At 35.7% G+C, this 15,095-nt stretch carries 15 protein-coding genes, 1 tRNA gene and 1 pseudogene; 6 read left to right on the top strand and 11 right to left on the bottom strand.

All coding sequences use genetic code 11. The annotated features are described in order from the left end of the window. Nucleotides 1–12 precede the first annotated feature (12 nt). Together ADJ83_RS15660 and radC are read left to right on the top strand one after the other, a co-directional pair. A complete protein-coding gene (locus tag ADJ83_RS15660; protein WP_048718283.1) occupies nt 13–783 on the top strand; it encodes a hypothetical protein in 771 nt (256 codons plus the stop codon). 192 nt (nt 784–975) lie between these two features. Beyond that, nucleotides 976–1,584, top strand: a complete 609-nt coding sequence (gene radC, locus ADJ83_RS15655; RefSeq protein ID WP_152910834.1) for a RadC family protein — start codon at nt 976–978, stop codon at nt 1,582–1,584. A 364-nt stretch (nt 1,585–1,948) separates the two neighbouring features. Here radC and ADJ83_RS15650 read toward each other — a convergent pair whose 3' ends face one another. Both ADJ83_RS15650 and ADJ83_RS15645 read right to left on the bottom strand, forming a co-directional pair. Continuing rightward, nucleotides 1,949–2,725 carry a hypothetical protein gene (locus ADJ83_RS15650; protein WP_048718280.1) on the bottom strand — a complete coding sequence of 259 codons (777 nt, stop codon included), beginning with the start codon at nt 2,723–2,725 and terminating at the stop codon, nt 1,949–1,951. Beyond that, nucleotides 2,722–3,537: a hypothetical protein gene (locus ADJ83_RS15645; protein WP_048718278.1), complete on the bottom strand. Its 816-nt coding sequence runs from the start codon at nt 3,535–3,537 to the stop codon at nt 2,722–2,724. Before ADJ83_RS15645 ends, ADJ83_RS15650 begins: the two co-directional genes overlap by 4 nt. A 109-nt stretch (nt 3,538–3,646) precedes the next feature. On the opposite strand from ADJ83_RS15645, the gene ADJ83_RS15640 reads away from it, so the two are divergent. From ADJ83_RS15640 to ADJ83_RS26575, 4 genes and pseudogenes are all read left to right on the top strand, one after another. Next, entirely contained in the window at nt 3,647–4,324 is a 678-nt protein-coding gene (locus ADJ83_RS15640; protein ID WP_048718276.1) for a helix-turn-helix domain-containing protein, read from the top strand. A 31-nt stretch (nt 4,325–4,355) separates the two neighbouring features. Further along, nucleotides 4,356–4,490: a hypothetical protein gene (locus ADJ83_RS26580; RefSeq protein WP_275044151.1), complete on the top strand. Its 135-nt coding sequence runs from the start codon at nt 4,356–4,358 to the stop codon at nt 4,488–4,490. Nucleotides 4,491–4,519: 29 nt separating this feature from the next. Next, nucleotides 4,520–5,311, top strand: a complete 792-nt coding sequence (locus ADJ83_RS15635) for a recombinase family protein (RefSeq protein ID WP_048718275.1) — start codon at nt 4,520–4,522, stop codon at nt 5,309–5,311. A 78-nt stretch (nt 5,312–5,389) separates the two neighbouring features. Then, nucleotides 5,390–5,554, top strand: a pseudogene (locus ADJ83_RS26575) (zinc ribbon domain-containing protein); the annotation flags it as partial. Nucleotides 5,555–6,178: 624 nt separating this feature from the next. On the opposite strand, the gene rlmH reads toward ADJ83_RS26575, so the two are convergent. The 9 genes from rlmH to ADJ83_RS15595 all read right to left on the bottom strand — a co-directional run bounded on the left by rlmH (nt 6,179) and on the right by ADJ83_RS15595 (nt 14,941). After that, nucleotides 6,179–6,658 (bottom strand): 23S rRNA (pseudouridine(1915)-N(3))-methyltransferase RlmH, encoded by a 480-nt coding sequence (rlmH, locus tag ADJ83_RS24990; RefSeq protein WP_082169280.1) that lies wholly within the window; start codon nt 6,656–6,658, stop codon nt 6,179–6,181. Nucleotides 6,659–6,738: 80 nt separating this feature from the next. Then, nucleotides 6,739–6,900, bottom strand: a complete 162-nt coding sequence (locus tag ADJ83_RS24605; RefSeq protein WP_065429117.1) for a CxxH/CxxC protein — start codon at nt 6,898–6,900, stop codon at nt 6,739–6,741. A 281-nt stretch (nt 6,901–7,181) separates the two neighbouring features. Further along, nucleotides 7,182–8,393: a S1C family serine protease gene (locus ADJ83_RS15625; protein ID WP_048718271.1), complete on the bottom strand. Its 1,212-nt coding sequence runs from the start codon at nt 8,391–8,393 to the stop codon at nt 7,182–7,184. 185 nt (nt 8,394–8,578) lie between these two features. Next, nucleotides 8,579–9,367: an MBL fold metallo-hydrolase gene (locus ADJ83_RS15620; protein ID WP_031535561.1), complete on the bottom strand. Its 789-nt coding sequence runs from the start codon at nt 9,365–9,367 to the stop codon at nt 8,579–8,581. A gap of 7 nt (nt 9,368–9,374) precedes the next feature. Beyond that, nucleotides 9,375–10,175: a two-component system regulatory protein YycI gene (locus ADJ83_RS15615; RefSeq protein ID WP_031535564.1), complete on the bottom strand. Its 801-nt coding sequence runs from the start codon at nt 10,173–10,175 to the stop codon at nt 9,375–9,377. Then, nucleotides 10,162–11,472: a YycH family regulatory protein gene (locus ADJ83_RS15610; protein ID WP_048718269.1), complete on the bottom strand. Its 1,311-nt coding sequence runs from the start codon at nt 11,470–11,472 to the stop codon at nt 10,162–10,164. Before ADJ83_RS15610 ends, ADJ83_RS15615 begins: the two co-directional genes overlap by 14 nt. Further along, nucleotides 11,469–13,298, bottom strand: coding sequence for a cell wall metabolism sensor histidine kinase WalK (walK, locus tag ADJ83_RS15605; protein ID WP_048718267.1), 1,830 nt, complete (start codon nt 13,296–13,298; stop codon nt 11,469–11,471). The genes ADJ83_RS15610 and walK overlap by 4 nt, the downstream gene beginning before the upstream one ends. 8 nt (nt 13,299–13,306) lie before the next feature. Beyond that, entirely contained in the window at nt 13,307–14,017 is a 711-nt protein-coding gene (gene yycF, locus ADJ83_RS15600; RefSeq protein ID WP_048718265.1) for a response regulator YycF, read from the bottom strand. Between the two features lie 851 nt (nt 14,018–14,868). Continuing rightward, nucleotides 14,869–14,941 (bottom strand) — tRNA-Phe (locus ADJ83_RS15595). Nucleotides 14,942–15,095 lie beyond the last annotated feature (154 nt).

Here is a 15,095-nt window from a genome sequence, read left to right as displayed (position 1 = left end):
GGTGAAAATCATATGAAGACAGATAAACATTCAACAATAAGTAACATCGTGCCATTCTCTAGTAGTAACAGCTCTAATGGATCTTCATTACCTAACGTCGTTGTTTCCTCTTCAGAATCGAAACGTCGTATTGAGGAACTTCAAACATTCGTTGACGATGTAATGGTAAAAGGAATTGACTATGGTATGGTAGATGGATTCTCTAAGCCAACATTGTTAAAGCCGGGTGCTGAAAAACTTTGTGATGTTTTTGGGTTTTCAAAGTCCGTTGACGTGGTCAACCGCATCGAACAATGGAATACTGGTATATTTGCTTATGAAGTAAAGATGACACTTATACGAAAGGATAATGGCATTATCGAGGCTGAAGGACTTGGATCATGCAATAGCAAAGAAGCTGCCTTCCAACAGCAGAATCCATTTACCATCGTCAACACCGTTTTGAAGATGGCAAAGAAACGGGCATTGATTGATGCAGTATTATCAGCAACTCGTTCTAGTGGTATCTTCACACAAGACATCGAAGATTTTCCAAAACAACTATCAATTAAAGGAGGTGACGAACTAGCAACAAAGTACCAGTTACAGACAATTTTCCGCATCGTCGCTGAACTCAATATGCGTCCCGAAGTTGCAAAAGAGATGATGCAGATGATGTACCAAGTCGATCACAGCACAAAACTAACAAAAAAGCAGGCATCTAGTTTCATTCAAGACTTACTTCAGTTAAAGGATGTCTCTAAGGAGCTAAAAGAATTGGATAAGCAACAATATAATAAATGAAGCTCATGGATTGCATCTGCAGTCGATGGGCTTTTTTATTGCACAAAAATAGATGAATTCATCCGCCAATGAACTCATCTACAACTAGAATTCTTAACAACAGTATATCGCATCAAAAGCATTCACTCAATTGGAGGGACGATCATCGTCTCTCCTTTTTTATTTCTACTAAACTAATTGGAGGAACATATAATGAACAACATATTTGATAAAGTTACTTTTAAACTATTGCTGGCCTCAACTATTCGTGAAAAGGAAGATGGCTATGTCGTAAACGAAATCTTCACTAGGTATCCTTCTATTCAGGAATTACTTGATGTTACAGAGGAGGAGTTACTACAAATCGATGGTATCGGCAAAGTAAAAGCTAAACAAATCTTATCTGCGTTAAAGCTCGCACGTATGAATCCATGTCCTGTTGAAAGCCGTTTTACCATTCGCTCACCTGAAGATGCTTATAATTACCTTAATGAAATGAAGTACCTTAGCCAAGAGCATTTTGTGGTTCTAGGATTAAATACAAAAAATGAGATCATCTTCAAAGAGACTGTCTTTATTGGATCATTGAATGCATCCATTGTACATCCGCGCGAAACATTTAAACACTTAATCCGTCGCAGCTGCGCAAGTGCCATCGTCGCACATAACCATCCATCAGGCCAGCCGGATCCTAGTCGTGAAGATATCGAAGTAACTAAAAGGTTAAGTGAGGCTGGGAAAATTCTTGGAATTGATGTCTTAGATCATATCATCGTAGGTGCCCAGTCATATGTATCCTTAAAGGAAAAAGGATATTTATAAGATATATCAGATAGAGACAGTGATTGTTGCTGTCTCTTATCTTTTGCTTAATGGGCTAACTTTAAAGATAGTGGCGTTTTTCTCTGTTAACCCCACCATTAAACCATGCCTAAACGTTGATATAACAGGTTTCCTTGTAAATAACCTTTGCAATACAAATAAATCTAGTTGTTCAAAATACTGTTTTACTATGTATTAATCCCTTACACATCGAAATTGTAACATTGAATTGAAAGATTTTTTTACTTACCTTCAAAACAATAGCTCATTTTTGATCTATACACACTCTGTCATTCCTTGCCCAATGTACAGTGTAAAATCTTCTTTTATCACTTGGTACATATAGGTTCTTTCTATACGCATTTCACTTGGATACAAGGTTAATATGTACCCGCTCATCACTCTTGTCTACATGTCTTTTGTACATGCCAATTCCGATGTTATCAGCACGACTCAAGTAGCCTTGTCTACGTAATACATCTATATACATGAGAAGCATATTATCGACATCCTTTTTAGGATCGCTTGTCAGGAAGAGCATATGACATATTTCATGTTGTTTGGTAGAGCCCGTTTGCAGATTAGAAAAAGCTTGCTCGATCAATTTTATCTCCGCTGCACTCGAGGCGTGGCGATGCATGGTCGAAGCAATGTTATATGTAACTGCTTCTCTTTTCTCAATAGCAGGTATCTCACAAGAAAAGTGAAAGTAGTCCCTAGTAGCTAAATCTTCAACTCTTACATGAATTTTAGTTTTAGGATAGCGCTTCTGCCCGCTATATAGCCATACTTGAGCGTTTGATATTAAATGATCATCTGTTATTACGCTTTTATTTAATGCATCGAAGATCGACTTCAAGACTAACTCTAGTTTGAGTGAATTAGGTGACTGAACAGATACAATTTCTATTTCTACTGCTATGTCATTTTTGAATATAGAGAGGGATTTTGCTCTAAGTGCTGCACGTGCCTTTTTCATTATTAACTGTTGAAAATACATCATGGAATGATATTGGATCAATTTATCATTTGTAGACGGCCTTTCTAGTGTTTTTGGCTCGTGTATTAACTGCATAATCATTCCCGCTTGATTTTCTTTTATCTTTAACTCTGGTGGGTGTAACGGGTTTGCCTGTTTCATACTGCAAGCTTTCCTCCTGTCCTGTTTTGTGCATCGTTCAGTTTTAAGTCGGGGATACAGGTGAGTCTAATTACATCTATAAGAAAATCACCAGGTTGCTGATTAGTCTTTATTGCATCACCAATAAATTGTAATTCTTTATGACAAGAATTTTGATTTTCTCTATATACGGTTTTAACTCTAGTTAAATAACCTTCTCTTTGGAGCCACTTGACGATATGTTTAATATCATTTGTGTGACAACCTAATGTATAGGTAAGGAGTTCACTTATATGCATCGTATTGTTTTTAAAATGAGCAGCCTCTGGATCAACACCACCGTATATATCAATCCAGTGATAAAGGTAAAGTTGTCCTAAAAGCTTGACCCTCCTGTCTGTCCATTTAGTCTGATTTCTTAAGATAGATCCTTGCATTACCTCAATTGGAAACTCACAGTAACCATTTTGAGTGCTTTTCATTGTAACCCGATCTCGTTGAATCTGCTCGTTTGAATAATACGTGTCAGTAGGCAAGTGATAATCGGGGACAACCATTACTTTATAAACATTAACTTGGCATCGGCTTCCGACTTTTTTAATAAAGAAATTCCTACAAAGCCACTCAATGGCATTTCTAGTGAGTTTCATAGAGATGTTAACTTCCTTAGCAGTTGAATCTAAGCTCATAAAGAAGGAACCATTGGGGTTTGTTCCAACTACTCTGCACATGAGCAGATAGATTCTTAGTCGGTCACCTTTTAATTCAGGAAATGTAGTACCGAAGACTGTACGATCGACAAAAAATGTATTTTTAGATAGCTGAATACTCATACTACCCCTCCTCATTTAAAATATAATGGATAACATTAAATTATATTTGCATTTATATTACTACAATGCTATCCTAGAAGCAAGAAATAATCTCATAGGAGGTAATTGCATGTCCGGAATTTATATTAGTTCTTACGATTTTCAATACTTAAAGGACTCTAATTTAGGTGGTAGACTCCGTTTTTTTAGACAACATATGGTGCAATATCAAGGATCTGATTACACAATAACTTCTCTTGGATCTCGTCTTGGAGTTACTCCTCAGTCTATCTCAGCAATTGAAAGAGGTGATTCTAAAAACCCTTCATTTCTTCTAGTCCACAAGCTAACGAGGGAGTATAGAGTACCACTTGATTCAGTTACCGATGAATTCTATCAAGGAGAAGAGAACTTATTTTCTATTGGTAAACCTGATATTACTTATATAGATGATGAGGATTTTTTCCTGGAAGATGATGATACGGAAAATGATAAGGATCAAAGTCATGAGGATGACGTAGAGGATTACTTTGCTTTTAATGACACAAAAGGCCTTTTACTGTACCACTGCTATGATAAGCAATCTGTTACTCCTTTGCTTCATGTTCGTTTAAAAGAAGATATTTCACATAATGATATATTTCATCTCACATCCAGACTTATATTTGAGACATCTAAGTTAAAAAATGAAGCTTTTAATAAGGAAAATGCTTTACATCCATTTGTTGAAGCAAGTGACTTATTAGATGGAATTGAGAAATCTCTATCAGCTGAGGAACTACTCTCTTTACTGTCAGATGAAAAATAACGAATACAGCTCTTAATAAAGGAGAAAGTCAATGAAAGATATACAGATACATAATCTAGTTGAAACACTTGAACAGGAAGAACACAAACGGGATGCATTTATAAACCAGTTTGTCTCAGTACTCGTAAAGTCTGTTGAAAAAGAAGCTAAAAAGGAAGAGGCATAAGTGTCTTTTCTATTTTAAGGAGGATTTACATGTTAACAGGAGTCATTTACGCCCGCGTAAGTACAGAAGAGCAAGCATCAGAAGGTTACAGTATTGAAGCACAGAAACAACTGCTTCGAGATTATGCGAAGCATCGTAATATACAAATCATCGATGAGTATATTGATGAAGGTCGCAGTGGAAAAAGTATTGAGGGCAGACCCCAAATGCTAAGATTATTAAGAGATGCTAAAGACACCAAGTTTGATGCAGTGATTACTTACAAACTTGACCGACTTGCTCGTAAAACAAGGGATTCTCTTGAGATCATTGAGACATTAGAACGTCATAACGTTCAGCTTATGAGTTACTCCGAAAGTATTGATACATCTACTCCGGGAGGCAAGATGTTCTATACCGTACTTAGCTCAATATCCGAAATGGAACGATCAACTATTATTGATCGTGTCAAAATGGGCATGAATCAACGAGCGAAGCAAGGTAAGTGGAATGGAGGTATTGTATTTGGATACAATGTTATTGATAAAGAGCTTGTGGTCAATGAGGAAGAGGCTGCAGTTGTGCAGGATATATTTAACCTCGCAGACAAAGGATATGGTTTTAAGAAGATAGCGTATGACTTAAATAAACGTGGTATTAAAACAAAAAAGAATAAGGAATTCTCGACTATTTCTGTTAAAACAATTTTAAATAATCCCATGTATATTGGGAAGATTCGTTTTAATCAGCATGAGAATTGGTCAGAAAGACGACGACAAGGAAAGAATCCGGATCCTGTACTGGTAGATGGTACACATACCCCAATCATAGAGGCATCATAATGGAATCAAGTCCAGGAGAAATTACAAAAACGCTCACGCAGACCCGCACAATCTGCTAAACCATACTTCTTAGGTAGACTGCTTAGATGCCCAAGCTGCGGATATGGAATGGTTGCTGCAAAGTCAAAAGGCGAAAATGGGAAGGTCTATCGAATGTATCAATGTGGTCAATATAAAAATAAAGGACGGACGGTTTGCCAAGCTCACTCCATTAATGCAGATAAGGCAGAAAAATATGTCCTTGACGAGCTGAACCGTGTCGTAACTCTCCCTTATTTCATTGAACGATTAGTTGAAAAGATGAACGAAGAACGTTCTGATGCTGAACGTCCACTTCAAGAAGAACTAAATCGACTTGTATCAAGTAAGCAAAAGACAGAAAAGCAACTGGATAATCTCGTCTCTCTACTAATGGATGATCCAGAACTACGAGACATCTACAAAAAGAAAATGAAGGAGCAGAAGGATTTCCTCCTTAACATAGAAGAACGTATTGAACATGTCAAAAAACAGCTTCTAAATGTCAGCAAAGACCCTGTCGATGCAGACGCACTCAAACAGCTTCTAAAGAACCTTGACTCCATATTAGAGCGAGCAGACGCTGCAGAGAAAAAAGAACTGCTCGCTCTTTTTGTTAAGGATATCCAAATAACCAAGGAAAGAGTATCCTTCAAGGAAGGGAGACAAATTACACAAATTAATCTGATGTTTGACTTTACCATTGAGGCGTTACAAGGCAGTGCAAGTGTTCTCCTGAATAGTATGGATCACATCAACTGCATTGCACCGATTGATCACTCCATAATTAGCCAAATATCTAAGGAAGATATGTATAGGGAGGCACTTGCTTCCCTTAACCTTTTACCCTTATTTATGATACGGTTCACCCCTATTAATCCGAAAAGCCCGATAAACCTGCTCCACCAAAATCAACCGCATCAACTGATGAGGAAACGTCATCCTACTAAACGAAAGCTTATCATCTGCTCTCTTTAGCACCTCATCACTAAGCCCCAAAGATCCACCAATAATAAAAGTAACCTTGCTTTTTCCATATGTCCCTAGCTTATCAATGGTATCGGCTAGCTCCTCTGAAGACTTTTGCTTACCTTCTATAGCTAGTGCGATAACATGTGCATCAGCTGGGACTTTGGCAAGGATTCGTTCGCCTTCTTTTTTCTTTACTTGCAGCATTTCTGCATCACTTAAGATTTCTGGTGCTTTTTCGTCTGGAACTTCAATGATTTCTATTTTAGAATAGCTTGAAAGTCTTTTTGTATATTCTTCGATTCCAAGCTTTAAGTATTTTTCTTTTAATTTTCCAACTGTAACAATTGAGATATTCACATGCTTTCCTCACTTTACAAACAAGATATCCACATAAGTTATCCACATATCCACATTTTTAATCCACATATAGTATGGAATCACTTGTTCGCCACCATATATATGGCGTTATTTTTACAATATTCACAGGTTGTTGATAACTTTTCTTTATCTGAAATTTGTTCCAAAATCGGAAATGTTTCAAACTCATTTACTACAGAATCTATTGCTATATCAACGTGTTCAGCACAACTATAAATCATTTTTCCTTCTCCTTTTAGCGATTGCTTTTTTCATTTTTCTAAAAATAATTGTGGATAATCATTTTTTCTAATCCAATTATTAGTTATCCACATTCCATCTTATCATTCTACCCAAAAACTGCAACCACTCTAACAAAATTCATTTACTTTTCACGATAAGACCTTATCCACAAACAACTTCATTATTTTTGGAAAAAAATATTTCTCCTTATTCTCTTTTAATTCTCTTTTAATAAAAAAGTAGAGCAAAACTTTTGTCAGTTTTGCTCTACTTTTCTTTTTTACATTTGATCTTCCGATAACGTTAGCTCTGCTGTTTCTAACTTTCCATTGCGATAATATTTTACTTCCATGGAATCGCCAATTTTCTTTTCATTATATAAATGCTTTCTTAAATCAATTAAGTCCACTATTTCTTTGCCATCTAGTTCCACAATAACATCTAGCTCTTTTAATCCTGCTTTTTGAGCTGGTGAATTTGGTGAAACATCTTTAATTGCTACACCTGTAGTGACATCCTCTGGTAACTTTAATGCTTCCTGCTGATAGTAGCCCGGAATATCGCTAACAGATTGCAACTCAACTCCCATGTAGGGTCTTTGTACTTCTCCATGTTCTTCTAAATCTTCAATAATTGGTATCGCTGAATTAATTGGTATCGCAAGCCCAATCCCTTCTACAGCAGATTCGGCAATTTTCATACTATTGATACCGATAAGTTGACCTTCAATATTAACAAGGGCTCCACCACTATTTCCTGGGTTAATAGCAGTATCTGTTTGAATAACCTCTGATTGCCAATCTGGTGTCCCGTCCTCATTAATATCAACTGGAATCGTTCTTTCTAATCCGGAAACAATTCCTTGTGTAACCGATCCAGAAAAGGTTAACCCTAATGGATTACCAATTGCAATGACAGGTTCACCTGCTTTCAGCGTATCTGAATTACCAAATTCCGCTATCTTTGTTATTTCGCTTGCATCTACTTCGACTACTGCTAAATCTGTCCAAATATCAGCACCAATTAGTTCCGCACTAATTTTCTTTCCGTTTGATAAAGTAACCTCTAGCTCTGTCGCACCTTGCACGACATGATTATTTGTGACAATATATGCCTTGCCATCACTTTTTTTATATATAACACCTGAACCTGTACCAGCCTCTTCTGCCGTCGTTTCATCTGCCCAGAAATTAGAGGACTGCAGATTGGTAATTCCAACAACTGAATCAGCTGCTTTATCAACTGCCTTTGTGACATCTGTTTCGACATTCAATGAGACATTCTGCGTTTTTACCCCTTCCGAATTGCTTATCACACTCCCGCTTTCTTCCTTATTCGGAAGAATCGCTAAATCTGTTAACCGTGGGCTAATTAATAAAACAAGTACTGCACCAATAATTGCACCAATAAATCCAGAGAAGAAATATCCCTTTCTTGAGCCTCTCTTTGGTCCATCTCCCCGATTACCATAATCATATTCCACAAGCTTCATTCCTTTCTACAGACATTATCTAAATACTTTTCTAACATATTCTTTATTATTTTTCCTTTTTTTTAAAAAAACAAACGAACTACTTAGAGATGTTTTCACCATATGATACCCAAAAGCGTTGATAGCATACTTCCATTTTTCCATAAAAAAAAGCGAATAACCAAGTATCCGCTTTTTTTATCCACTTATATTGCCATCATTTTTGTCGGTATTCTAGGATCTGTATCAAATAAAGTAACCTGTTCCCCTAACCCGACTCCACGGCTTTCCAATGTCTGTCCAACTGACATTCTGGCTAAATCCTTCATATTATTATCTAAGCTTAGGTGAGCAAGATAAATATGCTTTGTGCGATCTCCAATTACCTCGCTCATTGCAATTGCTGCATCTTCATTACAGACATGCCCTACATCGCTTAAAATACGTCTTTTAATATTCCATGGATATTTTCCCATCCTCAGCATCTGCACATCATGGTTGCTTTCAAACACATAGGAATCTGCATTGGAAATGATTCCTTTCATTCGATCACTAACATAACCTGTATCTGTGATTAGTACGAGCTTTTTCTCTCCTTCATGGAATACATAAAACATTGGCTCTGCCGCATCATGGGATACGCCAAAGGATTCAATGGATAAATTGCCAAATGTCTTAACGGTTTCCATATCAAATTGAAATTTCTGCTCTGTGGGAATTTCGCCGATTAAGGGATCCATTGCTTTCCACGTTTTTTCATTTGCATAGATAGGTAATTTATATTTTCTTGCAACAATTCCTACCCCTTTAATATGGTCACTATGCTCATGTGTCACTAATATCCCTTTTAAATCACTCATTTTCCGTTCAATGCCTTGAAATAAGCCTTCCATTTGCTTTCCGCTTAATCCAGCATCAACTAAAAAGGAATGATCTTCTGTTTCAACAAAGATGGCATTTCCTGTACTGCCACTTGCGAGAACACTAAACCGCATTTTTCTCTCACTCCAATTTCATTTCCTCTGTTTCTGGTTGAATAACTGCCCCGTCCAAAGCATTTACATAAAAGTCTTCTTCATCCACTGTTACTTTCCAAGTTGGAGCAAGCAATTGTGCAGATGTATCAAGCTGTGTATAATAGCCTAATTCTACATAGCTTACATACGAATCACTTTCTATGAAGTTATTTGTAAATAAGTTCAGAATAACATCCAACGGCTGAATAATGTTTTCTTTTTCATCCATTTCTTGAATTTTTTCCAAATACGTCTGGTTATAGGAAACGATTTTGTTCTCTTCATTTACATTAAAGGTAATTTCACCCTTTGGATTTCGATATAATGTCTTTCCAGCATGCTGTTGATAATACGTAATGGTATTCCCACTCTTTTCCCAAAAGCGATACTCTGAACCGTTAAGCACTTGATTAAACAGAAATTCAGTTAACTCCTCTGGGTCAAAATCTTCTTTAATACTAATTGGCTCCACTAACACTGCTTGAAGATATATGCTATCTCTTACGGTAATTTCTTGACCACTTAATAGCCCTTTTTCCATCTTTTTGATCTCATCATCCGTGAATTTCTTCGACTTCGCTGATAAATATTGATCCTTTTGGTTATTGACTGGAAGCTTTTCTTTATCATATTTAATTCCTAACCGTGAAAGCGTATTGGTCGTTGGCTCTGTTGTATAGTCATCCGCCCGTTGGTATTCTTTAATCTTTATATATTCATAAATTAGATATACATCCAATATTAAGAAGGCAATAATAAATATGGTCTTTATCTTACTCCAGTCCATCTAAGTTGCCTCCTGTTCCTTCCGAATATAAGGTATACCATTTATTATCATATTGGTAAAACCAGGTTGGTTCTAAGGAAACGATATTTTGCGAATCGACCTGCATATCATATCCCATCACAATATTCTGGAGTTTTTCTGTCTTTAACTTTTTATTATTTTGGAGATATTGTAAAACCTCTTCTCCTGATGAAACCGTCTCTTTTGAAAAATCAAACGGAGTAGTTGTATTAATAATAATTAAATTACTAGTTAAAAGGCGCTTCGCCTTATTATTTTCCCAGAACAAACGAATATCAGATAGTTCTGTTTTCAAATTAAACACAGGCATTCCATTTGTGTTGTATAAACGAAAGGTTATCTTTCTGTCTTCATCTCGTCCCACATATAAATAGTCATTAATCCAGCCACCTCTCTGATTGATTAGATCGATACTATTATTAATGATATGCTTCTGAATCGTTTCGTTCGAAATGCCAGAAGGTTTAAAGAAGCTGACAATATGGGTATCTTTATATATTCTAAGTAAACCCGAATCGTCTGTATACTCTTCCCAATTTGTTAAAATTTCTTTTTGGGCGATACTAGGATTAGTAAATAATGCTCTTTTCAATCGAATAGATTCGATTTGTCTCGTAAAATATTTGTATTTATTGACTTCCCTTTTCTCACTAGGTAAGTAAATTAAATACTGATCATTTGGTTTATACGAAAAATAGGTAGAATACACTGTTTTTTCCTTAAAGACACTATCTTTAAATTGATTCAGTTCCTCAACATATTTCGATCGTACCGATGTTTCATATACTTTCCCCGTTTCTTTAGACAGAAAATAAACCTTTCCATCCTTATATGAAAACAAAATCGTATCAAAATCAAAGGAATTATCCTGATCTACTCTTAAAATATCTTTGTAAATTCGAAAAGGAACTTGTCCTGGAAATCTTATTTCCAAACTATTATCCTGCTCTTCTAAAAAGCTTGCTACACTTTCTACTTTTGAAGTTATATTACGAAAATCTCCATACTCAAATTCTTTAAGCTTCTGGATAATAGAATCTATTTCTTCCCTTGAAATTGTACCATAATGATTCCCATCTATGTGTTGGTAAATTCCGTCTGGCTTTACAACTTCACTTACTTCCTTTGTTTCTCCTAATTCCTCCAGAGCAGTAGTTGACCCACTACCAATTGAATCAAATTCCCCACCCTGATCTGTCCAAAGGAGATAATATAATAACACACTTAAAGCTACGAGAAAGATTAAAATACCGCTTTTTACACTCTCATATTTCATCCCCAATCATCCTCTTCAGATTGAATATACGGTAGGGTGAAAGATATTTTTGTTCCTTTGCCTTCTTTACTGGATGCCCAAATTCTTCCCCCATGTGCTTCTACCATTTCTTTTGCGATTGCAAGGCCAAGTCCAGTTCCACCGAGCTTTCGTGTTCTCGCTTTATCAACACGATAGAAACGATCAAATATTTTATCAATATTTTCTTTCGGTATACCAACACCATTATCTGATACACTTACGATTATTTGCTGTTCCTGTTCCTTAATGGAGAAGGTAATGTTTCCACCTTCAGGAGAGTACTTCATTGCATTGGAAATTATATTATCTAGTACTTGTGTTAATTTATCTTCATCAATTTCAACAAATGCTGCTTTCTTTGGCAATTTTCTTATGAAGCTAACATTTTGTTGTTTCGTCAATTCAAAACGGTCAATAATTCGATTATAAAAAACGATAAAATCAACAAGTTCTTTATTTAACTGATAATCACGGCTATCTAATTTAGAAAGCTGCAATAAGTCATTTACTAAGCGTATCATTCTCTCGGTCTCATTTTGGGTGACATTTAAGAATTTTGGAGCCAATTCTTCATCTTTCCAAGCTCCATCATATAAAGCTTCTACATAACTGCGCATCGTAGTTAACGGGGTACGCAATTCATGGGAAACATTCGCTACAAATTCTTTTCTTTCCATATCAATTTTTTCCTGCTCCGTAATATCATGGAGGACCGTAATCAAACCATTAACAAACCCTGTCTCTTTTTGTATAACCGAAAAATTAGCCCGTAAAATATATGGCTCATAATGAGTACTATAATCCAAAATAACCGATTCTCTTTCCTCCAATAGCTCCTCAAATGTATATTTCCCATTAAGATCAAGGAGATTAATAATTGGCTCCGAGAGTACTGTTTCACGTGAAACATCTAGCATCTTTGCAGCTGGCTCATTTATAAGAATAATTCGCCCTTTTCGATCTGTTGCAATTACTCCATCTGTCATATAGGCTAAAACAGATGATAATTTTCGCCGCTCACTTTCTGTTGTTGCCTGTGATTCTTGAAGCTTCTTTGTTAAATTATTAAACGTGATTGCTAATTGTCCAATCTCATCAAAACCATATACTTTAACCTTTCTGGAGAAATTCCCCTTCGATAAAGCAAAGGCATGCTTTTGCATATCTGAAATAGGCTTTGTAATCGTTCTTGCTAATAAGACTCCTAATATTGCCGTTACAAATAAAGTGATAATCGTTCCTTTTTGAAAGATTTGATTGATCTTATCAATTTGTTTATAGACATTCTCAATCTTGCCCTCTAAATAAATGGCTCCGACTATTTCATCCCCATTTGTTTTTATAGGCGTAATCAGCTCATAGATTTTCTCACCGTTTTTCTGCTTAATTGGATTATCCGGTTGAGAGGAGTTTGAGAGAACTCTCCTTACCGAAACATCAACCATTTTCTGGCCGACCAAATGTTGGTTTTCCGGATCAGAGGTTCCAACGATAATGCCATTACTATTAACAACTCTGATTTCTTTAATATCAGATGAATTATTATCACTTAAAATTCTTTTGATATCTTCCTCTAATGTTGAATCACCGTTTTCAACAAATCGTTCCTTTACGAGCTGCTCTTCTAAATAGATAGATAAAATATTTACTTTCTCTTGAATCGATATTTTAAAACTGTCTAATAGCGTTGTTTGTAGGGTTTTTACAAAATAAACCCCAATTATTTGAATAGAAATAAGAATAAGCAAAACAATAACTAATACAAGCTTCAAATGAATAGAACGAAAAAAACTTACTTTTTTCATTAATAAATTTACTCCTGCTCAGGATTTCTTAAATAGTAGCCAACGCCTCTTCTTGTCACGATCCAAGTCGGATGACTAGGATTATCTTCAATCTTTTCTCTTAATCTTCTTACCGTTACATCGACTGTTCGTACATCACCATAGTAGTCATAGCCCCATACTGTTTGAAGCAAGTGCTCTCTAGTCATAACTTGTCCTATATGTTTTGCTAAATAATAAAGTAATTCAAACTCACGATGCGTTAGCTCGATCATTTCGCCTCTTTTTGAAACGATGTAAGCATCTGGATGAATAATAAGGGAACCAACTTCAATTTCATTCGTTTCTTTTTCTTCTTCTGCAGCAGATGAAACTTGCTGATGTCGTCTAAGATTTGCTTTTACACGTGCAATTAACTCTCTTGTACTAAAAGGCTTTGTCACATAGTCATCTGCACCTAATTCTAGCCCTAAAACCTTATCTATTTCTGAATCCTTTGCCGTTAACATAATGATGGGCATTTCATATTTCTTTCTGACTTCACGACATACTTCCATGCCATCTCTTTGCGGAAGCATAATATCAAGCAATACTAAATCTGGCTGGATTTCTTCCACTTTCTCTAGGGCTTCATTGCCATCATAAGCACAATACACTTCGAAGCCTTCTTTCTTTAAATTAAATTGCAGAATATCTGCAATTGGTTTTTCATCATCTACAACTAAAATCTTTTTATTCATTCAGGTATTCTCCTTCTATCAAAGTTTATCTATCGTAACTTCCATACTTTTATTGTTTACTTCTACTGTCTACTTTACCATTTTAAATTTATATAATCACTTTTTTTCTATTATAAGTTTAGTGATACGTTAGCTTTATCCTCTTTGTTTAGATCGCTTGATGACTACTTTCTCATCATTGCTTTATCCTCTAAATAGCCACAAATAAAAAAGACAGTGAAGCTTTCTCTATAAGCCCACTGAATCTTTCATCCATTGAGGATTAAAAAATCCCTCTATAAGAGAGGGTTACCATTTCCGATTATTCTACTTCATTCCAATGCATGGGAAATCTCCCTGCATCATTCATTATCGAAACATCCTTTTTAGGCTATTGTATATGCCCTCAATTCATAGTATAGCAATAGAAAGAGCCTCATTTTACTATAAGAAAAAAATACAAATGAAGATAGCTAAATTATTGAAACCTTTTATACTAGATAATCGTCTATATATATGAGTTTCATTTTCCCTTAATTTTGACAAGGAAATCCTTTCCTAGAATGGATTTCCTTGTCCTTTTTTTATCTATTATAGCCTCTACTTATTCTTCACTAGACAGTAAAATAATTCCCCTCCCTGCTAGTAATTCACTTTATATATAAAGATTATTATGAAGAAGGCATATACATTTACTTTAGCATATATTTAAAGGAAATAATGTTTTGCTATTATATTGTAATGAAATTGTTGTATTATTATCATGTTATGCAGAGATTTGTAATAGAAAGGATCTTTCGCGGTTTATTTACAGGGAAATAATTTGGGCATAAAAAAAACAACGAACATTCGTTGTGAATACAAAATCAAGGTGGCTCAGGACGGAATCGAACCGCCGACACAAGGATTTTCAGTCCTTTGCTCTACCGACTGAGCTACTGAGCCAAACTATGGTGACAAATGCTTAGCTCTAACATTTAAGCAAAGGTCGTTATTTACTTGTCTTCATTATGTATAAGATAAATGTATATAAAATATGTAAATGCATAGGAAGAAAAAATGGCGGTCCGGACGGGACTCGAACCCGCGACCTCCTGCG

The organism is Bacillus sp. 522_BSPC (assembly GCF_001076885.1).
In the GTDB taxonomy this organism is placed as follows: domain Bacteria; phylum Bacillota; class Bacilli; order Bacillales; family Cytobacillaceae; genus Niallia; species Niallia hominis.
Note: the sequence above shows the minus strand (reverse complement) of the source record. Positions and strands in the feature narration are given on the sequence as shown.